The sequence below is a fragment of the Halorussus salilacus genome, assembly GCF_024138125.1.
In the GTDB taxonomy this organism is placed as follows: Archaea; Halobacteriota; Halobacteria; order Halobacteriales; family Haladaptataceae; genus Halorussus; species Halorussus salilacus.
In genome coordinates this window covers 788,702-814,985 of sequence record NZ_CP099993.1, presented here as the reverse complement: position 1 = coordinate 814,985, position 26,284 = coordinate 788,702, and the positions used below count along the sequence as shown (strand labels likewise).

Genomic DNA, 26,284 nt, shown 5'->3' with positions numbered 1-26,284 from the left:
TGACTTAGAACCGACCGCGGCCGCTCGCGTCCTCGTGGCCCAGCGCCTGCTTCAGGAACGACATCCAGCGCTTCTGGTCGGCGGCCTCCTGGGCGGCCGCCTCGCGTTCGATGTCGGTCGGCCCCAGACTTTCGAGCGCGTTGAGCGCCCGGTCGATGCCCACGATTGACCGGACCAGCTCCTCGCCCTCCTCGCGGGAGATGTCGGCCTCCTCGATGCGCTGTTTTCGCTGGAGGCGCTCGCGCCGGAGGTTCCGCTTCGCGCGGTCGACGCGCTCGCGCTCGCCCGCCGGAACCGTCTCGCGGCGCTTGATCTCGAAGACGAACTCCCGGAGGTCGAGGGTCTCGCCCTGCACGTCGATGGTCTCGGGGATGTCGGCACCCACGGTCGCGCCCTCGCGCTCGACCCGTTCGAGCAGTTGCTTTCGCTCGTACCCCTTCACGCCTCCTCCTCGGGTCGGGAGGGCTAAAAGTTCGCCGGAGGGGTTCCCTTGCGGACGCGTCGAGCGGGTGGGCCGGTTGGCTCCCGTCGCGTCACAGGCCGGTTCGTCACAGGTCGGGGCGAGTTCCGCCGGAGCATGCGTTCGGGAAATACTCGCCCGGCGGCGGTATGACTCCGTGAAAAGCATAGGTGCGTGGGGCGGCTACCGGGCGACATGAAGAAGCCCGGCGAAGTCTTCGAGGACGCCAGCGTCTACGACCCCGGCATCGAGGCCATCGTACCGCGGTACGACGAACTCCACGACGCCATTCTGAACGCCCCGCCTCACGACCGGGGCGAACCCCTCCGCGCGCTCGAACTCGGCGCGGGGACCGGCGAACTCACCGCGAAGCTCCTCACGCGGTTCCCCGAGAGCACCGTCCTCGCCATCGACCACAGCGAGGGGATGCTCGCCGAAGCCGACCGGAAACTGGCGACGTTCGGCGACCGCGCGACCATCCGGCAGGGGGCGTTCCCCGACGACTACCCCGACGCGACCGGCGAGTACGATCTGGTGGTCTCGTCGCTCGCGGTCCACCACCTCGACGACGCGACCAAGCGCGACCTCTTCGACGCGGTTCTGGAGGCGCTCGCGCCCGGCGGGTGGTTCCTCAACGGCGACGTTGTCCGGTTCGAGGCCGACCACCTCGAAGAACTCTCCGACCGGATGATACGCAACTGGGTGCGCTCGAAGGGCTGGGAGGAGGCGGAGTTCATGGACGTGTGGAAGGCCAGCGACGACTACGACGACCCCGCGACGCTGACCGACCAACTGGTGTGGCTCCGGGAGTCCGGATTCGAGGCGGTGACCTCGATCTGGCAGTACTACAACTTCGCGGTCTACGGCGGGCGGAAGCCGGAATAGGTCGTGGTCGAGTTACTCGTCTGCGCTCTAGAATGCGCCCGCAACGAACCGCGTCCAGACTCGGTGGAGTCCGATCAGAATCGCGACGTAAAAGCCGACCCGAAGTGCCGATTTCGCGAGTAGCGTTCTGAAGCCCGAAGCCGTGCCGGAGAACAGGACGGCAAAGACGACGGAACCGACGACGAGCGAAACGTAGACAGCGATGCAGATTCTCGTCCCCCTACTATTGTATTTCTGAATAGACGCCTTCGCCACCATCACACTCCCTGTTGTCTCGGTCCCAAATTAAGGGGTTTGACATGGTTCTGTACCGAATTCCGTCGATTCGTCCCCTCGGCTACCCGAACTCGTACTGGGTCAGCCTCGGTAGCTACTCTCGTCACCCGGGAGGACCGCGACCGCAGGCCACACGCCTGCCCAACCGATTCGCTCGGTCGCTCCGCTCTCTCTCATCCCTCGCGCGACACGAGGTCGCGCCAGCGCGTGCCGTGACCAGAACCCGGTGTCTCGATCTGGACGTTCTACTCGGCGCGTGCTGGCGCGGCGCGGCTGTTGTGCGCCGCGCCAAGCGCGCGAGGTCGTCGGGAGCGGAGCGACCGACGGCTCGGGAGAGCTTGTCTCTCCCGGTGGATGAGGACCGCAGACTGCGAGCGGAGCGAGCAGTCGAGGACCGCAGTCGGTTGGGGAGGGGCGTGGCCCGCTGTCGCGGTGCGGTTCTCCTCGGTACCGGGAATAGCTAGCTTCTCTCGAATCCGACAGGGGTCTCTCGACCGACCGCAGAACCATCATGAACCATGCAGAACCCCGCCATCACTCGGTTCCGCACTCCGAACGCGGAGGACCCAAATCCCTTTCAAGACCCGACCCAAAGACCACTCCAATGGCGCAGTGTGACGCGTGCGGCGAGCACGAAAACATGCCGTACAAGTGCCGACGATGTGGCGGCACCTACTGCGGCGAACATCGGCTTCCGGAGAGCCACGACTGTCCGGGGCTGAACGAGTGGAACGACCCGGACGGCGTCTTCGACAGCGGATTCGACGACAGCGTGAACGACCGCGGTGGCTCCCCGGGCGGGGTCACGGACCGACTCGGCGTGAACACGGGCCCCGGCGGGCCGCTGGGGTACTTCCGTGGGAACATGACCTACGTGTTCCTCGCGGTGATCGTCCTCTGGTTCCCCGTCCAGTACGTCCTCCCCCCGGTCGTGGGGATTCCCGTGGGGTCGGCGACGTGGTACGAGATATTCACGCTCAACAACGACAACGTGTTCTACGTCTGGCCGTGGGTGACCTCGGTGTTCTCCCACGGCGGGGTCGGCCACCTGTTCGTGAACGGACTGGTGCTGTACTTCTTCGGCCCGGTCGTAGAGCGCCGCATCGGGAGCACGAAGTTCACCGCGCTGTTCCTCGGCGCTGGCGCGGTGGCGGGCCTCGCGCAGGTCCTCGCGGCGATGACGATGGGCGAGTTCTCGGCGGTCCTCGGCGCGAGCGGTGCCATCGCCGCCATCATGGGCGTGCTGACCGTGCTGAACCCCAACCTCACCATCTACCTCTACTTCATCCTGCCCATGCCGCTGTGGCTCGCGACGATGCTGTTCGTCGGCTACTCGGTGTTCGTCTCGGCGGGCGGCGGGTTCGGCGCTGGCGGGGTCGCCCACCTCGCCCACCTCGCGGGCCTCGCCATCGGCCTCGCCTACGGCGCGAAACTCAAGCGCGAGGGCGAGCGCGCCCCCCAGCAGTTGCAGTTCGGCGGCGGCCCGGGCGGTCCGGGTCGCGGCCCCGGCGGCCCCGGCGGTCGGTTCTGACCGTCCACTCGTACCTCCCATGACTCCCGTCCACCCCGAGTTCGTCCCGGACGCCTCGCTGTCGCGCGAGGAGATGGAACGGCTACAGCGCGCGATAGCCGACGAGGCCGTCTTCGCCGACGACCTCGGCTTCGACCCCGCCAGCGTCGGCGGCGGGGGTTCGAACCCCGACCAGACCCGACTCGGCGACGCCGGAAGGGATTCCGGTGCCGCCACGGAGGGGTCCGACGCCGCAGAAGCGGCGTCGGACCCCCCGATAGTCGCCGGGGTCGATCAGGCGTTCACCGCCGACGGCGAGCGCGCGGTGAGCGCCGTCGTCGCCTCGCGCGGCGGCGAGGTGGTCGAACGCGTCCACGCGGTCGCGCCCACCGACATCCCCTACATCCCGGGCCTGCTCTCGTTCCGGGAGGGCGGGGCCATCCTCGCGGCGTTCGAGGAGCTCTCGGTCGCGCCCGACCTCGCGGTGTTCGACGGGAGCGGCCGCATCCACTTCCGACAGGCGGGCATCGCTACCCACGTCGGCGTCACGCTCGACGTGCCCGCGATAGGGGTCGCCAAGAGCCTGCTGTGCGGGCGGCCCCGCGAGTCGCTCGCCGACCCGCTCGGCGAGGGCGCGCGGGTCGCCGTCGAGGCCGACGAGTCGGTGACCGCGCCCGAGGGGACCGTCATCGGCTACGCGTTCCAGTCGCGCCAGTACCCGAATCCCGAGACGCGCCACGTCAATCCGCTGTACGTCAGCCCCGGCCACCGCGTGAGCGCCGAGACCGCGACCGACCTCGTCGAGCGCCTCTGTGCGGACTACAAGCTCCCCGAACCCACGCGACTCGCCGACTCGTACGCCGACGAGGTGAAGGCGGAGGTCGGCGAGTAGTGCCGAGTTACGGGTCAGCGTAGCGGCCTCGAAGCGACGACAGTTAACTGTCCGCACCCCGACAGTGTAGGTGTGACAGAAACAGTCCTCATCACCGGTTGCTCGTCGGGAATCGGACGCGAGACCGCGCTGGCGTTCCTCGAAGACGGCTGGGAGGTGTACGCGACCGCCCGCAACCCCGCCGACATCGAGGTGCTGGGCGAGCGCGGGTGCAACATCGCGACCCTCGACGTGACCGACGGAGACGACGTCGAGCGCGTCGTCGACCGCATGGTCGACGAGCAGGGTCGCATCGACTGTCTGGTCAACAACGCGGGCTACGCCCAGCTCGGCCCCGTCGAGGACGTGCCGGTCGACAGCGTTCGCGACCAGTTCGAGGTGAACGTCTTCGGGCCCCACAGGCTCGTTCGCGCGGTCCTGCCCCACATGCGCGAGCGCAAGACCGGCAGGATAATCAACGTCTCCAGCGTCGCCGGGCGGCTCTCGGTGCCCGGGATGGGCGTCTACTCGGGGTCGAAGTTCGCGATGGAGGGACTCACCGACGCCCTGCGCGCCGAGGTCGCCGAGTACGGCGTCGACGCGGTGCTGGTCGAACCCGGTCCCGTCGACACAGCGTTCACCGAGCGCGCGTCCGACGAAATCGAGGGAATCGAGCGCTCGGACGCCTACGAGAAACTCTACGGGATTCTGGACGACACGCAGGCCATCGGGGGCGGCGGCCCCGGCGCGTTACCGCCCCGCGAGGTGGCCGACACGATTCTGGACGCCGCGAACGTCACCGACCCCGCGGCCCGGTATCCAGTCGGGAGGGTCGCGAAGGTCTCGATGCTCGCGCGGTTCATCCCCGCGTCTGCCCGAGACAAATTCTACGGCGTCGTCGGGTCGCTGGCGTCGCGGAACCCGTTCGGGGACGACAGCGACGAGGGCGGAGACGACCACCGAGGGCGAATCAGGGATTAGTCCAGACACGCCGCGACGAGTCGGAGCATCCGCTCGCCCCTGACCTCGTCGGCGAGCAGGGGGACGCGCTTGACCTCGTGGCCGCGGAAGACCTCCTGGGCCGACGAGAGCGCGTCCTGCTGGACCTGCCATCGGCGCTGACAGAACTCGCAGGAGTCGAGGTTCGGCGCGACGAAGGCCTCCGAATCGACGCCCTCGGCCACCTCCGCGAGGTCCTCCATCACCTTGTTGACGACCACGGTGCCGACCGGCACCCCGAACTCCGCCAACCGGCGGAGCAGGCGCTCGGACTCGAAGACGCTCATCTCCTCGGGCACCAGCACGACCCGGAAGTCGGTCTTGGCGGGGTCCCGGAGGGTCTCTCGCAGGGTGGCGATGCGGTCGCTGAGTTCTTCGAGGTCGTCCAGTCCCCGCTCGGGGTCGGCCCCCTCGCCGCCGAACATCCCCTTCATGCCCTCCATCATCCCCTGGAACCGCTGTTTGAGCTTCATTATCCGGCCGACCATGGTGTCCATGAGTTCCGGGAGTTCGAGCAGTCGGAGGGTGTGGCCGGTCGGCGCGGTGTCGACGACCACGCGGTCGAACCGGTCGTCGTCCATGAACTCCAGGAGTTTCTGCATCGCGGCGGCCTCGTCGGCACCCGGCATCGGCCCGCCGAGCATGGCGTCCATCGGGTCGTCGCCCCCGAGCAGGCCGCCGAGGCCGCCCATCGGTCCGGCCTGCCCGTCGCCGGTCGGCCCGCCGAACGGTTCGCCGTCGGCGTCCCCGGTCGGAGCGTCGGGGCCGGAGTCGCCCGGCCGCGCGCCCGCACCGGTTTGTGCGCCCGCAGCGCCGAACAGACCGTTGCCCTGCTCTACCGCCTCGTCGGGGTCGATCTCGGCGGCGTACAGCGGCACGTCCTCGCGGATGCGGTGGGGGTCAGCCGGAATCTCGGTCTCGAAGGTGTCCGACAGCGAGTGAGCCGGGTCGGTCGAGACCACCAGCGTCGGGGTGCCGTCGCGGGCGCTCGCGAGGCCCGTCGCGGCCGCCATCGTGGTCTTGCCGACGCCGCCTTTCCCCCCGTAGAGGACGTACTCCGGGGCGTCGACCCCCGCGGGCACGTCCTCGTCGCCGATGTGTTCGACAGCCTCCACGTCGAGTTCGTTCATCAGCGGGGGGTAGTGAGTCGGGACTTGTGTACTCGTCGGTCTCTCGAATCGAGCTCCGGCCCGAGATACTGGACTGTACCGATTGTACTATTCTGTACTGGACTGTACTGGCTATACTAGTCTGTACTGGACTGTACTGGCTATACTAGTCTGTACTGGACTGTACTGGCTATACTAGTCTGTACTGGACTGTACTGGCACGTAGCGGTTTCAAATCGAGCCCGGTTCCCGGCCCCGTCGTCGGCGTCGGTTGGAGTCGACGAGTCGGGATTCGAGACCGGAACGGGGAACGCGACTCGGCCACCGACCCCCGTCGGGTCCGACGGACCGGCCCCCGCCGTCCGAGCAGCCGCTCGGACGGCGGGCGTCTCTGTCAGCGCCGGACCCCCGACACGTCGGCCCGCGAGGCGGCCACCACCTCGTCGGGCGAGAGGTCGGCGTCGTTCCACGGCGGCATCCGGTTGTCCTCGCCGGGGGGCCCGATGGCCTCGGCGTAGAGGGCTACCTGATCGCGCTCGTCGGCGGGGTCGTAGTCCAGCCCGTTGAACGCGGCGTCGGCGGCGTACTGGTCGACGAACGCCTCCGCGACCGCCCGGTAGCGCTCGGGGAGCGCGTCGTAGTCCGGCTCGACGCCGTGGGACTCGACCGCACGGAAGAGCGCCGCGCCGACCCCGTCGCTCATCTCCGAGAGGCCGGTCGGCCCCGACACCGCGCGGTGGTCGTGCTCGTACCGACCTAAATCGACCTGCGCGGTGCCGTCGAATCCGGCGCGGGCGAACGCCTCACCCAACTGGCCGACCTCCAGTCCCCAGTCGCGCTCGACCCGGACCGACCGCGCGAACTCGGCGGTCGCGCCGAACTCCCCGGCGAGCGCGTACCGGAACGCCCCAAGGTACGCCAGCACGTCGGCCTCGGGGTGGGCGTCGGCCAGCGCCCGGACCAGCGGGGCGTAGAACAGCCGACACAGCCGCCCGTAGAGGCGGTTGTTCTCGACGCGGGCGTAGTAGCCCTTCGAGAAGTCGTAGCCCCGAGCGAGCGGAAAGAGCAGGCGAGCAACGTCCGTACCCTCGTAGGTCTTCGCGTCGGCGTCGTGGACCACCACGTAGTCGTGGCTGGCGGCCGCGACCCCGAGCGCGAGCCACACGTCCCGGCCCTTGCCCGCCTCGCCGTTGAGGCCGCGGTCGGTCAGCAGGTCGGTCACGCCGGGGCCGTTGCACCAGACCGCGTCGAGGGGCAGGTCGAAGCCCGCGAGCCAGTCGCAGAACGCCCCGACCTTCCCGGCGGGCGCGCGCAGGGGGACGACCACCCGGCCGGGCGCGACCGATTCCAGTTCCGAGAGGACGCGCTCGGCCGCCAGCCCCGCGTACTCGCGCTCGGTCATCGGGACGACCACCGCGGCGCGGTCGGTCGGCGCGTCGGGCACCCGGCCGGTCAGGTCGTGGAGCGTCGCGACGGCCTCCTGTCCGTACTCCATCGTGGGGGAGTTAGGAGGCCGGGTTGAAAAGTCGGTGGAATCGCCCGCGGTTCGGTCGCCGGGCTCTACCTACCGGGGTCTTCGAAAATCCCGGAGTCAACGCTCGAAGTGATTGTCTCTGTTGTGATAAATTCAACAAAGTCAAGGGTCTATCCCGAGACGGGCGGTATAAGACCGATGACAGCCAGCGAGGACCCCGAGTGGCGAAACAATCGAGAGCGGATTACGTACGAGGAGGGTCGTCACGTACTAGAGGCACAGAAATCCGACATCGACGACATAGACGATAAGGCACTCCGAACGGTCCGCATTACGGCGCTCTTACTGGGTGTCGGCGCGACGGGGGTTCGCGTTATCGGCACTTCGGGCATAAACAAATCCGTAGCCGCGTTGAGTCTCTTTTCGTTCCTCCTCTCGTTGACGTTCGGCGTCATCGTGTACAACGAGTCGAACGAGGTGATTGGCCCGAAAGCCAGTTACCTCGGTCGATTGAGGCGGAACGAGATGAGTGCCCCGTGGGAGGCCGATCTACTAGTCCAATTCGAAGGATGGATAAGCGCCAATCAAACCATCGTCGAATTCAATGGGTATCTATTGATAGCCTGCCAGTTGTTCTTCGTTCTCGGCGTCTCCCTTGGAGCGGCATCGCTACTTGCCCTGAAGTCTCTAGAGATTCTCACTCTCATCGTCGGATTGCTATTCGTCGTAACCGTCGTGCTCGCAGTAATCCAATCTCGGGTTCAGAACGACTAACACCGGTCTTTTTATGCTTCGAGTTCGAAGTAAATCGTACCATGAACTCAGAGGGAAAACGGCCCACGAACGCGGACGAGTCGGAGTACCAGTACTCCGACTCGTCCGAAACTGGGCAACACAGTGGAAAAGGTAACGGTTTCCTGAGCAGTCTTTTGTTTTAGTCGATTAGTTCACGGAGTTCGTCAGCGATAGTTCGCAAGTACCACTACGGTTAGAATCGTCATTCATTTTCTTCGTCTTCGAGTTCCGCCGCGCGAAGGTCGCCCGCGAGATATCGCTCGCCCAACTCCGAGAGACTGTAGAAGGGGTCGGAATTACTCACGTCGCGGTTCAGCAGGCCGTGGTCCGAAAGCAGTTTACACCTGTTTCGTACGTACCCCTGACTGTAGTTGATATTCCGTGCGACGTTACTCGGAGTCAGTTCTAGATGATGTTGGCTGAAGAAGGTAAGTATCGCGTGGTCGACGGCTTTCATCCAACTGACGCGGCGATACATCGTGGGAAAGAAACGGCAGAACACCCGGATAACGCCGCCGATTCTCAGCATAATATGGCAAAATCGGCTACCAGATATGTTGACTTCAACAGATACAATTAAGTATCAGTCTCGACACGGCTCATACGGAAGCACCTCGGTCCGATGATGAAAGCCGGTGGCGATGCTCAGGACCACCCGCTTCCGCGCCACCCATGAACGCCATCTCCACCCGAAAATCCGAGAGCATCGCCCGCCAATCCGCCGACACGAGGGGGTCCGACCCGTGACCGACGCCGACGACTGGGAGCGGGTCGCTCGCCAGACAGCGGCCCACTCGCTCGACTGCCTGCTCGACGACGCGGCGGCGACCGTCGAGCCAGTGGCGAACACACTCTACTGGAGCGACGACCTCTCGCCCGAGCAAATCGACGCGATGCGCCAGCTCGCGTTCGAACTGGAGTACGTCACCGAGGAGTACCTCGCGCGCCTCTGCGAGGAGACGACGCCGTGGAACGACGACGCCGAGCGCGTCGTCTCGCGATTGCCCGACGCTCCTACCGCCGACGGCCCCGAGACCTCCGGCGACCCCGAGACCTCCGACTACTCGTAGGCCCCCGTGAGCGCTCGACTACTCGAACACCGCGTCGAACGCGTCGGCCCCGAGCGGGTCGAATCGCCCGGCTTCGACGTTCTCCTCGACGTGCTCGGGGTCGCTCATCCCCACCAGCGAGCTCGTCACGCCCGGCGCGCTCCGGGCGAAGTTGATGGCGCGCTGGACCGTGGTGTCGCCCGCCAGTCGCTCGCCCACGTCCTCGGGAATCCGGTCTGCGAGGTCGCCCTGCGCGATGCTGGCGCTGGTGAAGACGTTCAGGCCCGCCTCGTGGGCGAACCAGAGCGCGCTCTGGGGTCCCTCGGGGCCTCGCTGGGACTCGACGGTGAACGCGTCGGCCATGAAGACGTTGAACGGGAGCTGAATCGCGCGGAAGTGGGTCGCGGTGTTCTCCGCCGACTTCGCGGCCGTCCGGGCGCGCGAGACGATTTCGGACAGCGAGAGGTACTGGTCGTCGTCCTCGGGGACTCGGAAGGCGTTCCACGTCGCCACGCCGTAGGTCGAGATGTCGCCCGCGGCGGCGCGCTCTTCGAGTCGCGCGAAGGTGGCTTCGAGCCGGTCGTACACCTCCTCGCGCGACCGGGCGTGGAGCTGTGTCTCGGGGTTGTGGACGTAGTAGCAGTCGATTTCGTCGACCCCGAGGTTGTCGAGCGACCGGTCCAACTGGGCGTCGATGAAGTCCGGGGCGATGCAGTGGCTCCCCCGCGCGAGGTCCTCGCGGTCGACGAGCCCCGAGTCCACGAACTCGCGTTTGACGTACTCGCCTGGGTCCTCCGGGCGCTCGCCGTCGAAGGGGAGAAATCCCCCCTTCGTGGAGACGAAGACGGCGTCCCGAGATACGTCGGCGTCCTCGATGGCTCGGCCGACCGCGCGCTCGCTGCGCTGGCACCGGTAGTTGACGGCGGTGTCGACCACGTTGACGCCGGATTCGAGCGCCGTAGCGACGGCGTCGCGGTACCGCGAATCCACCTCGTCGGTCGGGTCGCCAAGATAGGTACCGACGCCGATGGACGAGACCGCGAGGCCGTCGAACCGCCGGAAGTAGGTCCGGCCGAACTCGTCGCCGTGCTGGAGTTTGTACTCGTACGTGCCGTCGTCGGTCGCCATACTCGGATGTATCCGTCGAGTCGGGATAAGGCCGCGGGATTCGGGGTCGAGGGTGCACATCGAGACGAGTAATCGAGGCGAAGTAGACACAGAAAGCCACCGGACGCTCGCTACGGATTGGGGATTCTTGAGCCAAGCAGGCTCAGAAAGCCCCCGGCCGCTCGCGGTCGCTGTGCGGGATATTTCATCGGCGCTCGCTTCGCTCGCGCCTCGAAATAGTGGCCCGCGCAGACGACCACGTAAACGCGAGCGGCCGGGCCCTTTCAGTCCGACCGACAGCACCGCGACCGCAGGCCACTGTCCTCCCCAACCGACTGCGCTTCTCGATTGCTCACTCCGTTCGCAATCTGCGATGCTCATCCCTCGCGCGCTGATGGCGCGACCCAACACAGCCGGGTCGCGCCAGCGCGCGCCGGGTTGGGTAGGTGGGATAGGTGGGGTGGGTGGATTCACCGAGAGCAAGCCGAGAAGTAGCCGAGGACGTTCTCACACGTCGCCGTTCAGCGAGGCGAAGATGTCGCCCGTGAGTTCGTTCTGGGACCACATCTGGACCTCCGAGTCGTGGGCTATCGCCGCGCCGTCGACGGGTACCTGCCCGCCGCCCATCCGGGCGTGGCCCCCGGCGCTCGCGGCGGGGATGTCCTCGACCACGGTTTCGAGCGCCTTGCCCATGTGGACCCGGTCGTCGCGCGAGCGCCCCGAGAGGTGGACCGTGTCGTTCCGGCGGCCGTAGACGACCACCGCGGTCACGCCCTCCAGTTTGAGGAGTTCGTCGGCCGCCTGCGGGATGGCGTCGGCGTTGTCGATGCGCCCCACGTCGCTGACCGCGAACGACCCGCGGACGTCCCGCTCGGAGATGGCCCGGGACTTTACCTCCAGCACCTCGGCGCTGACCTGCGGATTGGCGATGCGGTCGAGCAGGTCCTCGTCGACGCCCCGGTAGAGGTACGACGCGGCGTGGAACTCCGCGTCGGTGCATCCGTTGGTCAGGTGCTTGGTGTCGGCCTGCACCCCGTAGAGCAGTCCCGTCGAGACCTCCGGAGGGACCACGAATCCGTCCACGTCGGCCTCGGACTCCTCGGGGCCGACCGGGGTTCCCCCCACTTCTTCGAGGTACTCGGCGATGATGGTCGCGCAGGCCCCGTAGTCGGTGCGCTGGTCTGTGAACACCTCGCCGGTGCCGTTGCCGGGGTGGTGGTCGACCACGGCGTAGGGTTCGACACGCTCGGCTCCCTCGAAGCCCCGCGGGGTGTTGTGGTCGACCAGCACCACGTCGTCGGCCGCGATGTCGTCTACGTGGTCGATCTTTTCGAGGTCGAGGTCCAGCACGGTCCGGAACGCCCGGTTCTGCTGGTGTCGTATCTGTCCGGCGAACTGGAGGGTCGCGTCGGTGCCGACCGCCGACGCGACGTGGGCGACGCCGATGGCGCAGGCCATCGCGTCCGGGTCGGGGTTGGGGTGCATCAGGACGGCGACCGCCTCGCGCTTCGAGAGCGCGCGCTTGAGGCGCGCGCCCATCGGTCGCCGAATCCAGCGGACGACCAGCCAGAGCGTCGCCACCAGCGCGATAGCGCCGAGCGCGGCCGCCCCCACGAGTTCGGGGGAGGTCTGCCAGTAGGACTCGGCGGTCCGGAGGACCTCCCGAATCCGCAGGTCCCGAGCGACCGACAGTTGCATGTCAGTCCCTGACTATCCCGAGCGACAAGAAATTTGCCCGATACGAATATCGGATGATTTCACCCGCCGTCGGACTGCAGTGCCTCGATTTCCGGCCGGTATCCCTCCCGATACGTCGGATATTCGAACTGATACCCGAGGCCCCGTAGCTTCGCGTTCGAACACCGCTTGCTCGTGAGGAGTCGCCGACGCACTCGCTCGGAGGCGTCGTCGGCGTCGGCGAGTCGCTCCTCGACGGTGCGCTTTTCGGGGCGCGCCACCCCACACCCGTCGGCCAGCCAGTCGGCGAACGCCCACTTCGAGACGGGTTCGTCGTCGACGACCAGCACCACTTCGTCGCGGGCCAACCCCTCCTCCAGCAGGAACCGAATCGCGCCCGCGATGTCGTCGCGGTGGACCATGTTGAGGTACCCCTCCGTGACCGGCCCCTCCAGATACCGCTCCAGCCGAGTCCGGCCCGGCCCGTAGATGCCCGCCAGCCGCGCGACGGTGCCGTCGACGCCGTACTCGCGCGGGACCTCGCGGGCCACGCGCTCGGCCTCGACCAGCACTTCTGCCTTCTCGGTCGCGGGGTCCAGCGCGGTTTCTTCGTCGACCCAGTCGCCGCCGTGGTCGCCGTAGACACCCGTGCTGGAGGTGTAGACGAACCGGTCGGGCGGGTTCGCTCGCTCGCCGAACGCCTCGATTGCGGTCCGTAGCCCCTCGACGTACACCTCGCGGGCCGCGGCGGCGTCCCGACCGCCGGAACTCGCGGCGAACACCACCGCGTCGGCGTCGGGGACCGCCGCGAGGTCCTCGGGGTCGGTCACGTCGGCCCGGACCGCCTCCAGACCCGCCGCCTCGACGGCGTCGAGTCCGGCGTCCGAGCGCCGGACGCCGACCGCGCGGTGGCCCGCCGCGACCAATCGGCGGCCGAGTTCGAGGCCGACGTAGCCGCATCCCAGAATCGCGACGTCCATTGTCAGTCCTGTCGCCCCGCGATGAACCGGTGGAGTCGGGCGTACTCCGCCAGCGTCATCGGCGCGCGACCCTCTATCTTCTGCTGGACCTGCTTGCCGTCCATGTCGTCCATCTCGGCCGCGATGGTGTCCACGTCGAGGACCGCGGTCGTCATCCCCAGCAGGAGGTGGTCGCGGGTCTCCAGCAGGATGGCGTCCTCGGGGGGCGTCCCGTCGTCGACCGCCAGCACGGCCGCCGCGTCGGCCAGCTCGACTGTCGGCTCCTCGCCCGCCGCCACGGCCGCGACCAGTTCCCGGTCCACGCCGCTCTCCTCGGCCACCGCGTCGACGCCCAGTTCGTCGATGACCGCCGCAAGCTCCGCGAGGTACTCCGCGCGGAGTTGCGCGGGCGTCACCGACTCGGGGTCCTCGATGTCGTCGTAGAGCATACCCGGACCCAGGGGTCGGCAGTTGAAAGGGGTTTCACTTGTCCCACCCCGGCGAGCGCTCGTCTCCGTTCCCGTCGGTGTCACCGACGCCCGGGGGCCCCGGCGGGACGACCACCACGACGACCGTCTCGCTCTCGAACGAGACCCGGTCGGTCCGGCCGAGTTCCTCGGGGTCTCCGTCGCCGTCCACGTCGAGGTCGACCGACCCCTCCTCGCGGACGTACGTCACCGCGTCGGCGGGTCGGCGCGCCGACCCGCCGACGCTGGCCGACCCCTCGGGTCCGGTCGACTCGCCGACCCCGGACGCGTCGGGCGTCCCGGCCGGTGCGCCGACCGCGAACCGCTCGTACTGACCGGCAACTGACACGTCCCAGACGTTGACGGTCGCGTACCAGTGGCCCGGAACGGGCGCGACCGGCAGTCCGGCCGGAACCGACGCGAGCACCTCGCCGAACCACCGTTCCTTGGCTCGCTCTGTCGCGTTCTCGATGCCGGACTTCACGGCGTCCTTCGCGGCGTCGCGCGCCAGTTCCCGGGCCTTGCTCGCGGTCCGGTTCACGGCCGACCGGTCGGGTCCCGCGGCGTCTCGACGCGCGTCTTCGAGTGCGGTCTCGGTCCTTGTCTCGACCCAGTCCCGGCGGTCGGCCCGCCGGAGCTCCGGTCGCCGGTCGAGCAGTTCGTCGCGTATCGCGTCGGCCGCCGAGCCGTTCGACACCGCGAGCGCCCGGCCCGCGGTCGTGTTCCATCGACTGAGACCGTCCCGGACCGCCCGCTCGCGCTCTCGGACCGTGAGGTCGTGGCGGGGCATCGCCAGCTGCGCGACGAGGTCCTCTGCGACCGTCTCCAGCGACGCCGACAGCTCCGACCGGAGGGCGTTCCGGCGCTCGGTGAGCGCGTCGCTCTCGCGGGCGTCGAGCGTCCGGTTGGCCGCCCGTAGCGCGAGCCCGCTGGTCCGGAGGTCGGTCCCGCCCCCGTCGGTGTCGGTCTCGCGGTCGAACGCCGACGCCACCGCGTCGGCGGCGTCGCCGTACGGCACCGTGAAGACGTTCAGATTCCGGGCTTCGAGGGGATAGCGCGTCTCGTTCTCCGGAATCGCCGACACCTGCTCGCGGTCGAGTTCCGCGAGCGTGAGGTACGGCGGCGCGCCCGAGACGCTCAGGTTCGCGGCCGCGCCCGGGCCGTCGGCGGGCACGGGGCGGGGCGGGGGCGTCGCGGGGGTCGTCCGCTCGCGGAGAATCCTCCGCGCGCGGTCGAGCGACACCCCGGCGTCGCCCAGCGCGCCGTCCAGTCCCCGGCGGGTCTCGGTTGTACGGTCGGCGCGGGCGTCGAGTCGCGCGAGGACGCGGTCGAGGTAGGCGGCGCGCGCCGCGACCCGCACCCGGTCGGCCGCGCCGTCGTAGCGTTCGGGGACGCCGAGTAGTTCCGCCCGCCGGGTGCGGAGTTCGCGAGCGAGCGCGGCGGCCGGTGGCTCCTCGTCGGCGACCGCCGCAGTGGGTGAGGCCTCGACCGAGACGTTCCGGACTCGCTCGCGGAGGTCGACGAGGTCGAGATACGCCCACCGGCGGAGGTCGGCGGGTCGTCGCCCCGACACGCGCCGGGTCCGGGTGTCGAGGTTCCCCTCGACCGCGCGGCGGGCCGCCGCGTCGAACCCGCCGCTGTCGGCGACCAGCCTCTCGGTCGCCCGCGCCGAGACGTCCCGGAGGTTCGGCCCGCCGAGCGGCCCGCCGCGCTCGTGGACGCCAGCCACGGGACGGGTCGGCGCGGGGTCGCCGTCGCCGACGCGGTGGTCCCCGGCGATGCCGACGCGAGCGACCGACGCCTCGGTCCAGCGCTGGGTCGTGGTTCTGGTCTCGTTTCCGCGGGTCCAGTCGGCCACCAGCGTCTTGGTCCGGACGACCCGCCGGGTCTCGGAATCCAGCAGGTGCCATCCCGGCGGCGTCTCGGGCGGTGGCGCGCTCGCATCGCGCTCGACCTTGGTCGTCGTCTCGACCCGGCGGTCGGCGAGCGTCCAGTTCTCGCCCGGCGGGTCGAGCGACGGCCGCGGTTCGGCGTCGACCTCCCGGACCGACGCGACGAGTCGGGTCTCGACCTCGTAGGCCGAGCGCAGTGTCTCGTCGAACTCCGGGTTCGCTCGGGCCTCGTTCTCGCCCGCGACGAACGCCTCGAACGCCCGATCTGCGGTTCGGTTGACGCCGACCGTCCGGGCGTCCCGGTGGGACGCCTCGGGGTCGGCGACGCTTCCGGGCATCGGGTTCTCCTCGCGGTATCGGTCGGCGGCGGCCAGTAGTGACTCGGTCCGGCGGGTCCCGCGCTGGTCGTCGATTCCCGTCAGGAGGTCGGTCGCACCGACCCTCGCGGTCGCCCACGCGGCCGCCCGACGCCCCGCGGGGTCGTTGCGGCCGAACGCGGTCCGCTGTTCGCCCAGGAGCGCGCCGTTCGCCGCGAGTTCGACGTGGCGGTTCGCCACCACGTTCTGGATGGGTGCGCCGCCGCGCTGGGCGTAGCCGCGCGCCCACGCGACGGCGTACAGCCGAGCGGTCAGGCGTCGCCCGAGACCCGGGTCGAGCGGCCCGCGATTCAGCCGCGACTCGAACCGCTCGGTCCGCTCGTGGAGCGCCAGCGCGGGCGTCGCCACGACGAGCGACGGGGAGACGGTCTCGCGCTCGACGGCTTCCCCGCCGCGAGTCGCCGTGACGGTGACGTTCTCGATTCGGACCCGCAGCCCCCGGTTCTCAGACTCGCCCGCCGGGGCGATTCGGACCCGACGCTTGGCGTCTCGGAGCTCACTGGCGTTCGAGACCGCCGGGAGCGAGACCGACCCGCGAACGTCGCCCTCGCGCACGCCGACCCCGTCGAGGGCCGACCGCGCTTCGAGGTAGATTCGAATCCGGAGGTAGTCGCGGTACGGCGTCGAGTCGTTCAGCACGACTCCCGCGGTGGTATTGGCCGAGGCCGTGACCGGTTCGCGGGCGGCCGCCCGTCCGGCGTCGGCGACCGCCCCGCGCAGGGCGGTGTTGGTCGCGGCGGTCGTGCGGTCCATCGCGGTCCCGACCGACCGGTCGGTCCGCGGGGTCGAATCGCCAGCGAGCGTCGCGCCGATGGCGGCGCTCCCGACGAGCAACACCACCCCGACGAGCGCGAACGGCACCCGCCCGCGGCGGTCGTCGGCCAGCCTCACGACGACCACGTTCTGACGGTGAGCCGGACGCGAACCCGGTCTTCGGGGCCTCCCGGAACCGAGAGCGCGGCGGCGTGAACGTCGGCGTCCGGCGGCGGGACCGCTCCGGCGACGACTCGCGCGCCGCCGGAATCCCCCGGGACGGAAGCGGTCGGCGCGTCGGCGGCGTCCCCGCGCGGGACCCCGCCGACGCGCTCGCGCCCGGTTCCGCGCGAGCGACCACCTGCGCGCGGCCGCCCGACCGCCGGAGGGTGCGGTTTACGCGTTCGGTGACCGCGCGCTCGAAACTCCCTGTCGGGGCGACCCCGGAATCGCCGTCCGGCCTGCTCGCGACCGCCGCGGTCGCGAGCAGGCCAGCCAGCGTGTCGTGGGCGGTCCGGTCCTCGTCACCGACCTCGTAGGTCACCGCCGCGGTGCTCGAAGCGAGCAGGTCGGCCGTCTCGTCGGCCTCGGTCGGGTCGCTCCCGTCTTCGGTCGGAACCGTGACCAGCGTGAGCGCGCTCGCGCTGACCAGCAGGAGACAGACCGACGCGTCGAGGACCGTGCTGATGGCGCGGGGCGTCGCCGTCATCTCCGGGCCTCCGACGCCGAACCGACTCGGCGTCGCGTCACGGCCACACCTCCGCGCGGAGGCGTCCGGGTCGCACCCGGCCGGGTGCGACTCGGACGCTGACGGTTACCTCGGCGGCGTCGCTGGCGGCGGCGGAATCGACGGTCGGCGGCGCTCGCGGTCCCGCGTGCCACGTCCGGTCGCCTGCGACGAGGGTGAGGTTCAGCCGGTAGCCGTCGGGACCGGCGTCGAGTCCCCCGGCGAGTTCGTCGGGGGCGACCACCCCGGCGTCGGTCACCGCGCGCTCGGCGCGCTCGACGGTCGGGTCGGCGAGGTTCCGGTCGGGCGTCGGGAGGGCCGAATCGAGGACCCCAGCGTACGCCGACACCGCGAGTCCGACGGCGAAGACGGCCACCAGCGCCGCGAGCGGCTCGACCTGCGCCCTACCCGACGAGGGTGACATCCACGCCCTCCCACGAGACCGCCCGGACGGTCAGTTCTCCGGTGGTCCGCCACGCCGGGGGTCGGTCGCGCGCGTCGGCCGCGGCGTCCCGGAACGCCCCGGGCGACCCGAACGCCGACTCGGGCGGCGTCCCGCGGAGCACGTCCCACAGCGCGGTCCCGCGACGGACGGGCGTGACGGGACCGTAGGCGAGCGTCGCGTGGCCGGTCGCGCCGTCGTCGCGGAGCCACACGCGGTAGGGGCCGATTCTGACCTCGGCCGACACCGGGTGGACCGCGGTCGCGGCGCGGTCGCTCGCGGCGACCGAGTCCACGGTGTCGGCGACGCCCGCGGCGTCCGGCGGGGGTGCGCGGGGGAGCGAGACCGCGAGGCCGAGGGCGGCGCTGCTCGCGAGCGCGAGGCCGACCCAGAGGTACCACGTCTCGACTGGTGCGTCGAACATGGCACGGGTTGGTCCCGTCCTCGGATTTAAACCTTCAGCCGGGGTGGGTCGCGGTCGAGGTTCCGGGTCTCCGGGGTGCTGGCGGTTGACTCTCGGGTCTCGCTTCCAGAGGAGAACGCTACGACGAAGCTAGCTATCGTCGTCACCTAGAAGGACCGCGACCGCACCGCACAGCACCGCGACCGCGGGCCTCGCGCCTCCCCAGCCTCGGCGACCGCGCGAGGCGGCCGCCTCCCTCGCGCGAGTGATGGTTCGGCGCAAACCGCGCGCCGAACCACCGCGCGCCGCTTGGAACGGTCGGCAGTTTCGAAGAAAGCGGGGGAGCCGACGGTCGCGCTCAGGCCGCGAGTCCGGCCCCCGCGAACCCCGCGAGGAACGACCCGACCGCACAGACCAGCGCCAGTCCCACGCGATACCCCACGAGCGAGCGGTCGAACCCGCGCTCCAGTCCGGTCGCGAGCGCGGTCAGAATCGCGGCCAGCACCAGCACGTACCCGCCGACTGCGAGACCGAGCGGCGCGGTCGGGAAGGGTTCGCCCAGCGCCCCGGAGGCCATCCCGTCGGCGAGCGCGACCGTCGCGCCTCCGACCAGCGGGCCGAAGATTGCGGCGGTGTTCCGGAGCGTCCCGGTCACGCTGGCGAGTTCCCGGCGGGCCTCGCGCTCGACCCGCCGGAGGTCGTCGACGTGGTCGGCCATCGACACCACGGCCCGACCCGCTGGCCGCCCCTCGCGGGCGGCCAGCGCGAGCAGGGCGGCCACGGTCCGGGCCTGCGGGCTGGGAACGTCGGCGAGCGCGCCGTGCTCGCCGAGGAACGCCTCGCGCACGCCCACTCGAAGCCGCCGCTGGACGCCCGCGGCCTCCGCGAGCGTCTCGCCGGTCCGGCCCGCGACCTCCGGCGCCGAATCGGCGACCGCCGACTCGACCGCGGCGCCGTCGCTCACCCGCCGCCCCACGAGGTAGAGCGCGTCGGTCAGGTTGGCCTCGACGCGGCGGGCGTCGTCCCGGACGAGTTTGACCGGGCGGTAGCGCGCGACCAGCGCCGCGCCGAGCGCGGCTCCCGGAACCGCGAGCCAGCGCGTCCACGCCGGAAGCGGGACGGTGGCTCCGAGAGCGAGGAGTCCCGCGAGGCCGCCCACCGCAATCGCGGGCCAGTTCCGGTCGGGCACGTCGGGGTGGTCCCGGGACACCCGCGGCGGCGGGAACGCGGCGGGGCGGCGCACGAGCAACCACGCGCCCGCCGCGACCAGCGCGGCGGGCAGGAGCAGGTCGTAGACCGCGACCAGCACGGGTATCGAGACGGGAACGCCCGCGATTCGGGCGGCCGGGAGGACCGCGACCAGCGCGAGCGGGAGCAGGACGCCGAACGCGTACACCCCCGTCGTCGGTCCCCGAACGCTGTCGGCGAACGCCGCCATCCGGTCGCGGTTGCCGTCGAGGACGGCGTCCATCGCCCGGTCGAGGGTCCGATTGCGCTCTCCGGCGGGCGCGTCGGCCGCGGCCACGACGAGCAGGACCGACCGACGCAACGGCGGGTTCCAGTCGGCCCACGTCGCGCCGAACGCCGCGAGCCCCGACCGCGGGGTCCCGGCCGCTCGCCGGACGTGATCCCGGAGGCTGTCGGCGAGTTCCCCGTCGGCGTCGGCGGCGAACGCCGCGGCGCGCTCGCTGGCGGGTTCGATCCGCATCCGGAGGACCAGCCGGGCGACCAGCGCGGGGGCGGCACCAAGCGCCGCGGTCCGTCGGGCGGTCGCCAGCGCGACGGGCCCGCGTTCGGCCGCGTGGACGGCCCCGAGCGCGACCGCGAGCAGTCCCGCGAGCGCTGGCGGTCGCGCCCGCGTGGGCGCGACCGCCAGCGCGGGAACACCGAGGAGCGCGACGAGGAGTGCGAGCCCGTAGCCCGCCCGGACCGCGGTCTCGGCGTCGGCCTCGGCGTCGAGGTACGCCAGCGCCCGGACGAGGTCGTCGTCCGGGGAGACCGCCCACGGATAGAGCCGAGTGAGTCGTTCGAGGGGACTCACGCGCTCCTCCGGTCGCGTTCGGCGTAGGCCCTCGTCACGTCGGCCGGGTCCGTCCGGCCTTCGCGGGCGAGTCGGTCGAGCAGGGTCTCGCGGTCGGCGAGCGTCTCGCGAACGTCGGCGTAGCGCTCGTCGGGGTCGGCGAGCGACGCGACGAGGCGGCTCTCCCCGCGCTCGATCCGGCCGGTGGGTCGGAGGGCGTCGTCCCGGACCTCGAAGAGGGGCTCGAAGCGGTCGCCGTCGACGACCTCCTCGACCGCCCGGACCCGGCGGCGCTCGCCCTCCGGGGTCGCCGTCGTTTCGAGGCTCGCGACGAGGTCGGTCACCGCGAACGACGAGGCCGGGACGCCGAGGTCCGAGACCACGCGCTCGCGGACCGCCGCGCCGCCGTCGCCGTGGATGGTGCCGAGGACGGCGTCGCCGCTCGCGCCGACCCGCATCGCCTCGTAGAGGACCGCGGCCTCCTCGCCCCGGACCTCCCCGACGACCAGCGCGCCCTCCCCGAGTCGGAGCGCGGTCCGGAGCGCGTCCGAGGGCGAGAGACCGGTGCCGTCGTCGGTCGCGGTCCGCAGCGGTTGGACGTCCCGGCCCCGGGACTGGAGCGGGCCGACCGGGAGTTCGGGGGTGTCCTCGATGACCACGGTCCGGACCGCGGCGGGCAGTTCCCACAGGAGCGCGCCGAGGGCGGTGGTCTTGCCCGCACCGCGGGCCCCGGCGACGAGTCCCGCGGCCGCGCGCTCGACGGCGAGCGAGAGCAGGGCCGCGGCGTCGGCGGGGACGGTCCCGTTCTCGACCAGCGCGGGCAGGGTCCACGGCGTCGCCTCGCGGGCGCGGAACGCGAACCCCGGCCCGTCGCAGACCGGGTCGGTGACGCCCGCGACACGCACGGCTCCCGCGCCGGTCTCGGCGGTCGCGGCGAGGGTGGGCGCGGCCCGCGAGAACGCTCGGCCGCTCGCGCGCCGGACCCGCGAGGCCAGCGTCTCCGCGCCCGCCTCGGTGAGTCGGACGTTGGTCCGCATGCGCTCGCCGTCGACGGTGACCCGGAGCGGGTTCGACCCGACCGGGGCGGTCGCGAACACGTCCGACACCGCGGGGTCGGCGAACAGGTCGGCGAGGACGCCGTACCCGCGGGTGTGCTTGCCGAGGACCGCCGCGAGGTCCTCGACCCGCTGGTCGGAATCGGCCACCCGGCGGACCGCCCGCCCCGGCGCGCGGTCGGACTCGCCCGAGACGACCCCCTCCGCGAGCAGGTCGTGGGCGCGCGCCAGCGTCTCCAGCGCGGCGGCGTCGAAGGTGGCTTCGACCGGTTCGAGGTGGTAGGTCCGCAGCGCGCGGTCCGGGCCGTCGTAGATTCGGACGGTCGCGCCGCTCGACAGCGACCGCGACTCGGCGAGCGCCGCGTCGGGAGGGGGTCGCGCGGCGACCCGGGACCGGGCCATCGGCGGCCCGACGAACGCCCGGAGCGCGTCGTCGTCGCTCCCGGCGTCGCGAGCGACCTCGGCCAGTCCGGTCTCCGCGACGATGTCGCCGACCGGCCCTGCGCGCCCGACCGCGGCGCGGGCCGCGTCCAGCGGGTCGCGCTCGGCGCGGTCGGCGAGTCGCTCGTCGTAGAAGGCGACCCGCTCGGCGAACCGCCCGGCCGCGACGAGCACGGTCGCGGCCTCGCCCTCGTAGGCGCGCTCGACGCCCTCCGTCCGGGTCAGGACCGCGTCGGCGCTCCTGTCGGCGAGCGCCGCGACCGCGGTGGCTCGGCAGTCCGGGGACGCCGCGAGGTCGCCGCTCCCGGGGCAGTCGGTCGCGTCGAGCACGAGCCGGTCGGACTCGAACGTCGGTTCGCACGCGCACGCCGGGTCGTCGGTCTCACGCAGTCGCGCCAGCAGGTCTCGCATGTGCCGGGGTGGTCCCGTTCTCGGATTTAAGTTCTCGGGCGGCGAGGACGACGGTCGGCCGACCGTCGTCCTCGCGGAGCCGGAGGACCAGCCGATAGGCGGCCCCGCCTCGGAGGACGAGGGGACGGGCGTCGGCGGCGAGTCGCCCCCGCGGGGGCGACTCGCCGCCGTTTCGGACCGTCACTCGGTCCCGGCCCGCCACTTCGTCCCGGCCCGCCACTCGGAGGTCGACCCCGACCCGGTGGACGTGGTGGCGACCGCCCGCGACTCTGAACGCGACGGCGTCGGTGCGGCCGGTGTCGGCCACCGACTCCCCGGGCCGACCGCCGAACGCGACGTACGCGACCGGTGCTGTCGTCGGCGAGTCGCCCGGCAGCTCGATTTCGAGGGTGCGCCGCGGTCCCGGCCCGCCCGGTCCTGCGGGGGTCTCCTCGGCGACGAGACCCTCCGCGGCGGTCTCGACCCGGCCGAGTTCGGCCGCGGTCAGTCGCTCGGACCGGGTCGTGCGCGCCGCGTCGAGCGCGGGGGTCGCGACACCCACGAGCGCCGCGGCGAGCACCACGGCGAGGACGGTGCGTATCACGACAGCGCCTCCGCGAGTCTGGCGAGCAGGCCGGGAGACTCGTCTGGCGCAGTCTCGGCCTCGGTCCCCGGCCACTCCGAGGGGTCGGCCCGGCGACGCTCGCAGTCGCAGGTGGGACCGGGGTGGCGGGCGAGTCCGGGGTCGGAGTCGGATGCGAAGTCGGAGTCGGCCCCCGAATCCCGGCCGGAACGGGACTGGCGGTCGGTTTCGAGCGACTCGGCCTTCGCGAGTGCGGCGTCGGCCCGGCGCTCGACAGACTCGTTGACCGCCCGGACGCTCCCGACGTAGCCCCTGAGCGCCTGCGTCGCGGCGTCGAGTTCGTCGAGTCGGTCCTCCGCGTCGTCGAGGCGCTCGCAGAGCGCCTCGACCTCGCGGGTCAGTTCCGCGCCGGTTCTGAGGTCGGTCAGGTCGCGGTCGCCGTCGGTGAGCGCGCGCTCGACGGCGCGGAGTCGCTCGTCCAGTGCGTCCGGTTCGGACATGGCCCGGTGTGGTCCCGTTCTGGTATTTAAGGGTACGTTCGCGGCCGTGTCGCGACCGAACCGTACCCGGACTGGGGACCGCCTCGCCGGGACGCCAGACCGAGTGCCGCAAGGTTGATTATGCGCGAATTCGAGTCTCCCTCCCATGAAAGTCGTCCTGATTGGTGTCGGACAAGCCGGGGGGAAGTTGACTCAGAAGCTAGCCGAGTACGACCAGCGGATGGGATTCGGCGCGGTCAAAGGCGCGCTCGCGGTCAACTCCGCGAGGACCGACCTCCAGTCGCTCGACCTCGACACGGTGCTGATCGGTCAGGACCGCGTGAAGGGCCACGGCGTCGGCGGCGACAACGAACTCGGCGCGGAGGTCATGCAGAGCGACGCGACCGAGGTGATGGACGCTCTCGACGGCCGCATCACCGCCGAGGCCGAGGCCATCTTCGTCGTCGCCGGACTCGGCGGCGGCACCGGGTCGGGCGGCGCGCCCGTCCTCGCGCGCGAACTCAATCGCGTCTACGAGATTCCGGTCTACGGCCTCGGCATCCTGCCGGGCAGGGGCGAGGGCGCGATGTATCAGGCCAACGCCGGGCGGTCGCTGATGACCCTCGTCCGGGAGGCCGACGCGACCCTGCTCATCGACAACGACGCGTGGCACTCCTCGGGCGAGAGCGTCGGCGAGGCGTTCGAGTCCATCAACCAGAACATCGCCCAGCGTGTCGGTCTGCTGTTCGCCTCGGGCGAGGCGGTCGAGGGGGTCGGCGAGAGCGTGGTCGACTCCAGCGAGGTCATCAACACCCTCCGGTCGGGCGGCATCGCCACGCTCGGATTCGCGAGCGCGGAAGCCAGCGACGAGGCCGAGGAGAACATCAACACCGTGACTTCGACGACCCGGCGGGCGCTCCTCAGCAACCTCAGCCTGCCGAACGCGGTCGAGGCCGACTCGGGCCTGCTGGTCGTGGCGGGCCAGCCCGAGGCCATCCCGCGGAAGGGCGTCGAGCGCGCCCGAAAGTGGATGGAAGACGAGACCGGGAGCCTGCAGGTCCGGGGCGGGGACTTCCCGCTCGACAGCGGTCGGCTCGCGTCGCTCATCCTGCTCGGCGGGGTCGAACGCTCCGACCGAGTCGAGGAGTTCATGGAGCGCGCGAAACAGGCCAGCAAGCAGGCCGACGAACCCGAGCGCGACCCGGCCGAGCAGTTCCACAACGACGAGCTAGACGACCTGATCTGAGGTCACCGGCCGAACAGCCGTTCGACGAGGCTCCGACGGGTCGCGCGCTCGGCGAGTACGACCGACGTTCTCGTGTCGTCGACCACGTCGAAGTGTAGCGAGTCGGTCGCGAGCCGCGCGAGCAACCCTCGTTCGGTCGCGCCCATGAACAACAGCGAGTGGTCGGCGGCCTCGCGCTCGATGGCGGCTTCCACGTCGCCCGAGTCGTCGACGACGAGCCTCGCGTCGCCGAGGTCGTTGTCGGCCGCCCACTCTTCGAGGAACGCCTCGCCAGCCTCGCGCTCGTCCGGCCCGTCGACGATGTGGAGGACCGTCACCTCCGCGTCGGCGGTGGCGCGGAACGCCCGCGCCACCGCGGCGTTCAGGTCGCAGTGGGGACCGCCCGCGGTCGGGATGAGCAACTTCGAGGGGTCGAGGCCGCGGTCCTTGAACACGAGGAAGTCACAGGGGAGGCTGTTGGTGAGTTCGCCGAGCGAGCGCTCGGCTCGCCCCGTCCACGGCCGCTTGTCGTCCCAGCCCATCACCACGAGGTCGGCGCGCTCGCGCTCGGCGATGTCGAACAGCTCCTCGAACGAGCGGTGCGAGACCACCGTCGAGGTCTCATAGTCGACGCCGTAGCTCTCGGCCGTCGCGCCGATGTCGGCCAGATGCCTCTCGGACTCGGCGACGATGCGCTCGCGCTGGTCGGCACCGTACCCCTGTGTGCCACGGGTCGGAAGCTGGACGATGTGGACCGCGTGGACGACCGCGTCCTCGTGCTGGCTGGCGACCGTACAGGCGAGATCGACCAGCCGCGATTCGGTCCGGGGGTTCGAGATGGGCACGACCACCCTGTATCGGTCGGGATTCGCAGCCGGGTGGGCCTCGCCGGTGTCGATGAGGGGGACGTACGCCCGGCCGACCAGCCCGCCGAACACCCACTCGCGAAGCGAGAGCTGTCTGTCTGCCCCCTCGAACCGCGCGGATTCGAGGCGGCGTTCGGTGGTCTGGAAGTAGTTGACCACGGTGACGAGGACCACCCCGCCGACGGTGTTGCCCAGCAGGACCGGAAGGACGAACTCGGTCATCCCGGGCAGGAAGGCGAAGTCACCCAAGAGAACGAGATAGAGCATCTCGGTGAACGAGACCACCGAGTGGAACAGGTCGCCGAGCGGAATCGCAAGGAAGGCGAGATACACCACGACCACCCGCGAGATGGTGTCGCGGGCGGCGTACTCCACCCAGACGACGCCCGCGACGATGAGCCCCGCGAAGGCGGCCTTCGCGAACAGCGACCACCAGCCGGTCTCGACGCCGTGCTGGGCGATCTCGGCCGCCTTGGTCGCGGCCTCCGGCGAGAGGACGCCGCCGAACGCGAGCGCGGCCGCCCCGGCCGCGCCGCCAGCGAAGTTCCCCGCGAGCACGACCGTCCAGTTGCGCAACATCGCGGGGATGCTCGCCACCCGTTCGAGCGTGAGCGCGACCGGCGGGAGCGTGTTCTCGGTGTAGAGTTGGTAGCCGCCGATGATGATGTAGATGAACCCCAACGGGTACAGCAACGCGCTCAACACCGGGTGGCTGTCGGTCGAGGCCGACATCGAGACGTACAGCATGAACGTGATGGTGATGGCGAAACCACCCGCGAGCGCGCTGAAGAACAGTTCGCGGCTCCCCGAGGTGATCTCCTCGTCGGCGGCCGCGAGGATGCGCTGGAACACCTCGTCGGTCGTGAACCGGTCGCGAACGACCGACCCGGCCGCTGGCGCGCCGCTCCGGGAGCGTTCGACCGCTTCCCGGACTCGCTCGTCCGGTTCGGCGTCGGGGTCAGACTGGTCGGGGTCTACCATCGGCCGACCGTA

The 26,284-nt window shown here is 70.8% G+C and carries 24 protein-coding genes and 1 pseudogene; 7 read left to right on the top strand and 18 right to left on the bottom strand.

What is annotated here, in order from left to right; translation table 11 throughout:
- Positions 1 to 4 precede the first annotated feature (4 nt).
- On the bottom strand, positions 5 to 442 hold the full coding sequence (locus NGM10_RS04125) for a DUF5788 family protein (RefSeq protein WP_253482105.1): 438 nt from the start codon (positions 440 to 442) through the stop codon (positions 5 to 7).
- 213 nt (positions 443 to 655) lie between these two features.
- On the opposite strand from NGM10_RS04125, the gene NGM10_RS04120 reads away from it, so the two are divergent.
- Positions 656 to 1,345 carry a class I SAM-dependent methyltransferase gene (locus NGM10_RS04120; RefSeq protein ID WP_253482102.1) on the top strand — a complete coding sequence of 230 codons (690 nt, stop codon included), beginning with the start codon at positions 656 to 658 and terminating at the stop codon, positions 1,343 to 1,345.
- A gap of 27 nt (positions 1,346 to 1,372) precedes the next feature.
- Here NGM10_RS04120 and NGM10_RS04115 read toward each other — a convergent pair whose 3' ends face one another.
- Complete coding sequence (locus NGM10_RS04115; protein WP_253482099.1) at positions 1,373 to 1,606, bottom strand: hypothetical protein; 234 nt, start codon at positions 1,604 to 1,606, stop codon at positions 1,373 to 1,375.
- A gap of 619 nt (positions 1,607 to 2,225) precedes the next feature.
- Between NGM10_RS04115 and NGM10_RS04110 the strand changes: the two genes are divergently transcribed.
- From NGM10_RS04110 to NGM10_RS04100, 3 genes are all read left to right on the top strand, one after another.
- On the top strand, positions 2,226 to 3,152 hold the full coding sequence (locus NGM10_RS04110; protein WP_253482097.1) for a rhomboid family intramembrane serine protease: 927 nt from the start codon (positions 2,226 to 2,228) through the stop codon (positions 3,150 to 3,152).
- A gap of 19 nt (positions 3,153 to 3,171) precedes the next feature.
- Positions 3,172 to 4,023 carry an endonuclease V gene (locus tag NGM10_RS04105; RefSeq protein WP_253482095.1) on the top strand — a complete coding sequence of 284 codons (852 nt, stop codon included), beginning with the start codon at positions 3,172 to 3,174 and terminating at the stop codon, positions 4,021 to 4,023.
- Between the two features lie 72 nt (positions 4,024 to 4,095).
- Positions 4,096 to 4,983 (top strand): SDR family oxidoreductase, encoded by an 888-nt coding sequence (locus NGM10_RS04100; RefSeq protein ID WP_253482093.1) that lies wholly within the window; start codon positions 4,096 to 4,098, stop codon positions 4,981 to 4,983.
- On the opposite strand, the gene NGM10_RS04095 is transcribed toward NGM10_RS04100, so the two are convergent.
- Positions 4,980 to 6,131: an ArsA family ATPase gene (locus NGM10_RS04095; RefSeq protein WP_253482091.1), complete on the bottom strand. Its 1,152-nt coding sequence runs from the start codon at positions 6,129 to 6,131 to the stop codon at positions 4,980 to 4,982. The genes NGM10_RS04100 and NGM10_RS04095 overlap by 4 nt on opposite strands.
- 373 nt (positions 6,132 to 6,504) lie before the next feature.
- Positions 6,505 to 7,605 carry a glycosyltransferase family protein gene (locus tag NGM10_RS04090; RefSeq protein ID WP_253482089.1) on the bottom strand — a complete coding sequence of 367 codons (1,101 nt, stop codon included), beginning with the start codon at positions 7,603 to 7,605 and terminating at the stop codon, positions 6,505 to 6,507.
- 177 nt (positions 7,606 to 7,782) lie between these two features.
- Between NGM10_RS04090 and NGM10_RS04085 the strand changes: the two genes are divergently transcribed.
- Positions 7,783 to 8,358: a hypothetical protein gene (locus NGM10_RS04085; protein ID WP_253482087.1), complete on the top strand. Its 576-nt coding sequence runs from the start codon at positions 7,783 to 7,785 to the stop codon at positions 8,356 to 8,358.
- A 223-nt stretch (positions 8,359 to 8,581) separates the two neighbouring features.
- Here NGM10_RS04085 and NGM10_RS18400 read toward each other — a convergent pair whose 3' ends face one another.
- Complete coding sequence (locus tag NGM10_RS18400; RefSeq protein WP_497007320.1) at positions 8,582 to 8,857, bottom strand: winged helix-turn-helix domain-containing protein; 276 nt, start codon at positions 8,855 to 8,857, stop codon at positions 8,582 to 8,584.
- Positions 8,858 to 9,122: 265 nt separating this feature from the next.
- Between NGM10_RS18400 and NGM10_RS04080 the strand changes: the two genes are divergently transcribed.
- On the top strand, positions 9,123 to 9,449 hold the full coding sequence (locus NGM10_RS04080; RefSeq protein WP_253482085.1) for a hypothetical protein: 327 nt from the start codon (positions 9,123 to 9,125) through the stop codon (positions 9,447 to 9,449).
- 18 nt (positions 9,450 to 9,467) lie between these two features.
- Here the strand turns inward: NGM10_RS04080 and NGM10_RS04075 are convergent, their stop codons facing one another.
- The 12 genes and pseudogenes from NGM10_RS04075 to NGM10_RS04020 form a co-directional block, all read right to left on the bottom strand.
- Positions 9,468 to 10,556, bottom strand: a complete 1,089-nt coding sequence (locus NGM10_RS04075) for an aldo/keto reductase (protein ID WP_253482084.1) — start codon at positions 10,554 to 10,556, stop codon at positions 9,468 to 9,470.
- A gap of 486 nt (positions 10,557 to 11,042) precedes the next feature.
- A complete protein-coding gene (locus tag NGM10_RS04070) occupies positions 11,043 to 12,233 on the bottom strand; it encodes a DHH family phosphoesterase (protein ID WP_253482082.1) in 1,191 nt (396 codons plus the stop codon).
- A gap of 59 nt (positions 12,234 to 12,292) precedes the next feature.
- On the bottom strand, positions 12,293 to 13,192 hold the full coding sequence (locus NGM10_RS04065; RefSeq protein WP_253482080.1) for an SDR family oxidoreductase: 900 nt from the start codon (positions 13,190 to 13,192) through the stop codon (positions 12,293 to 12,295).
- Positions 13,193 to 13,194: 2 nt separating this feature from the next.
- A complete protein-coding gene (locus NGM10_RS04060; protein ID WP_253482078.1) occupies positions 13,195 to 13,620 on the bottom strand; it encodes a DUF5791 family protein in 426 nt (141 codons plus the stop codon).
- A 34-nt stretch (positions 13,621 to 13,654) separates the two neighbouring features.
- Positions 13,655 to 16,807 carry a DUF7286 family protein gene (locus NGM10_RS04055; protein WP_253482075.1) on the bottom strand — a complete coding sequence of 1,051 codons (3,153 nt, stop codon included), beginning with the start codon at positions 16,805 to 16,807 and terminating at the stop codon, positions 13,655 to 13,657.
- A 211-nt stretch (positions 16,808 to 17,018) separates the two neighbouring features.
- Positions 17,019 to 17,369 (bottom strand): annotated as a pseudogene (locus tag NGM10_RS18340) (DUF7284 family protein); the annotation flags it as partial.
- Positions 17,370 to 17,406: 37 nt separating this feature from the next.
- Positions 17,407 to 17,811 carry a DUF7285 family protein gene (locus NGM10_RS04045; RefSeq protein WP_253482070.1) on the bottom strand — a complete coding sequence of 135 codons (405 nt, stop codon included), beginning with the start codon at positions 17,809 to 17,811 and terminating at the stop codon, positions 17,407 to 17,409.
- Positions 17,792 to 18,253 carry a DUF7283 family protein gene (locus tag NGM10_RS04040; protein ID WP_253482067.1) on the bottom strand — a complete coding sequence of 154 codons (462 nt, stop codon included), beginning with the start codon at positions 18,251 to 18,253 and terminating at the stop codon, positions 17,792 to 17,794. Before NGM10_RS04040 ends, NGM10_RS04045 begins: the two co-directional genes overlap by 20 nt.
- A gap of 337 nt (positions 18,254 to 18,590) precedes the next feature.
- A complete protein-coding gene (locus tag NGM10_RS04035; protein ID WP_253482064.1) occupies positions 18,591 to 20,273 on the bottom strand; it encodes a type II secretion system protein in 1,683 nt (560 codons plus the stop codon).
- Entirely contained in the window at positions 20,270 to 22,159 is a 1,890-nt protein-coding gene (locus NGM10_RS04030) for an ATPase, T2SS/T4P/T4SS family (protein ID WP_253482061.1), read from the bottom strand. Before NGM10_RS04030 ends, NGM10_RS04035 begins: the two co-directional genes overlap by 4 nt.
- Positions 22,131 to 22,742 carry a DUF7311 family protein gene (locus NGM10_RS04025; RefSeq protein WP_253482059.1) on the bottom strand — a complete coding sequence of 204 codons (612 nt, stop codon included), beginning with the start codon at positions 22,740 to 22,742 and terminating at the stop codon, positions 22,131 to 22,133. Before NGM10_RS04025 ends, NGM10_RS04030 begins: the two co-directional genes overlap by 29 nt.
- Positions 22,739 to 23,221, bottom strand: coding sequence for a DUF7310 family coiled-coil domain-containing protein (locus NGM10_RS04020; RefSeq protein ID WP_253482057.1), 483 nt, complete (start codon positions 23,219 to 23,221; stop codon positions 22,739 to 22,741). The genes NGM10_RS04025 and NGM10_RS04020 overlap by 4 nt, the downstream gene beginning before the upstream one ends.
- A 145-nt stretch (positions 23,222 to 23,366) precedes the next feature.
- Here NGM10_RS04020 and NGM10_RS04015 point away from each other — a divergent pair, with 145 nt between their 5' ends.
- A complete protein-coding gene (locus NGM10_RS04015; RefSeq protein ID WP_253482055.1) occupies positions 23,367 to 24,446 on the top strand; it encodes a tubulin/FtsZ family protein in 1,080 nt (359 codons plus the stop codon).
- A gap of 2 nt (positions 24,447 to 24,448) precedes the next feature.
- Here NGM10_RS04015 and NGM10_RS04010 read toward each other — a convergent pair whose 3' ends face one another.
- Positions 24,449 to 26,272, bottom strand: a complete 1,824-nt coding sequence (locus tag NGM10_RS04010; protein ID WP_253482053.1) for a formate/nitrite transporter family protein — start codon at positions 26,270 to 26,272, stop codon at positions 24,449 to 24,451.
- Between the last annotated feature and the right edge of the window lie 12 nt (positions 26,273 to 26,284).

Excerpts from the sequence above, each read along its gene's own strand:
- NGM10_RS04095 (WP_253482091.1), bottom strand. The coding sequence starts at position 6,131 with ATGAACGAACTCGACGTGGAGGCTGTCGAACACATCGGCGACGAGGAC.
- NGM10_RS04060 (WP_253482078.1), bottom strand. The coding sequence starts at position 13,620 with ATGCTCTACGACGACATCGAGGACCCCGAGTCGGTGACGCCCGCGCAA.
- NGM10_RS04105 (WP_253482095.1), top strand. The coding sequence starts at position 3,172 with ATGACTCCCGTCCACCCCGAGTTCGTCCCGGACGCCTCGCTGTCGCGC.
- NGM10_RS04010 (WP_253482053.1), bottom strand. The coding sequence starts at position 26,272 with ATGGTAGACCCCGACCAGTCTGACCCCGACGCCGAACCGGACGAGCGA.
- NGM10_RS04070 (WP_253482082.1), bottom strand. The coding sequence starts at position 12,233 with ATGCAACTGTCGGTCGCTCGGGACCTGCGGATTCGGGAGGTCCTCCGG.
- NGM10_RS04075 (WP_253482084.1), bottom strand. The coding sequence starts at position 10,556 with ATGGCGACCGACGACGGCACGTACGAGTACAAACTCCAGCACGGCGAC.
- NGM10_RS04065 (WP_253482080.1), bottom strand. The coding sequence starts at position 13,192 with ATGGACGTCGCGATTCTGGGATGCGGCTACGTCGGCCTCGAACTCGGC.
- NGM10_RS04090 (WP_253482089.1), bottom strand. The coding sequence starts at position 7,605 with ATGGAGTACGGACAGGAGGCCGTCGCGACGCTCCACGACCTGACCGGC.
- NGM10_RS04015 (WP_253482055.1), top strand. The coding sequence starts at position 23,367 with ATGAAAGTCGTCCTGATTGGTGTCGGACAAGCCGGGGGGAAGTTGACT.
- NGM10_RS04020 (WP_253482057.1), bottom strand. The coding sequence starts at position 23,221 with ATGTCCGAACCGGACGCACTGGACGAGCGACTCCGCGCCGTCGAGCGC.
- NGM10_RS04110 (WP_253482097.1), top strand. The coding sequence starts at position 2,226 with ATGGCGCAGTGTGACGCGTGCGGCGAGCACGAAAACATGCCGTACAAG.
- NGM10_RS04030 (WP_253482061.1), bottom strand. The coding sequence starts at position 22,159 with ATGCGAGACCTGCTGGCGCGACTGCGTGAGACCGACGACCCGGCGTGC.
- NGM10_RS18400 (WP_497007320.1), bottom strand. The coding sequence starts at position 8,857 with ATGTATCGCCGCGTCAGTTGGATGAAAGCCGTCGACCACGCGATACTT.
- NGM10_RS04085 (WP_253482087.1), top strand. The coding sequence starts at position 7,783 with ATGACAGCCAGCGAGGACCCCGAGTGGCGAAACAATCGAGAGCGGATT.
- NGM10_RS04045 (WP_253482070.1), bottom strand. The coding sequence starts at position 17,811 with ATGTCACCCTCGTCGGGTAGGGCGCAGGTCGAGCCGCTCGCGGCGCTG.
- NGM10_RS04040 (WP_253482067.1), bottom strand. The coding sequence starts at position 18,253 with ATGTTCGACGCACCAGTCGAGACGTGGTACCTCTGGGTCGGCCTCGCG.
- NGM10_RS04120 (WP_253482102.1), top strand. The coding sequence starts at position 656 with ATGAAGAAGCCCGGCGAAGTCTTCGAGGACGCCAGCGTCTACGACCCC.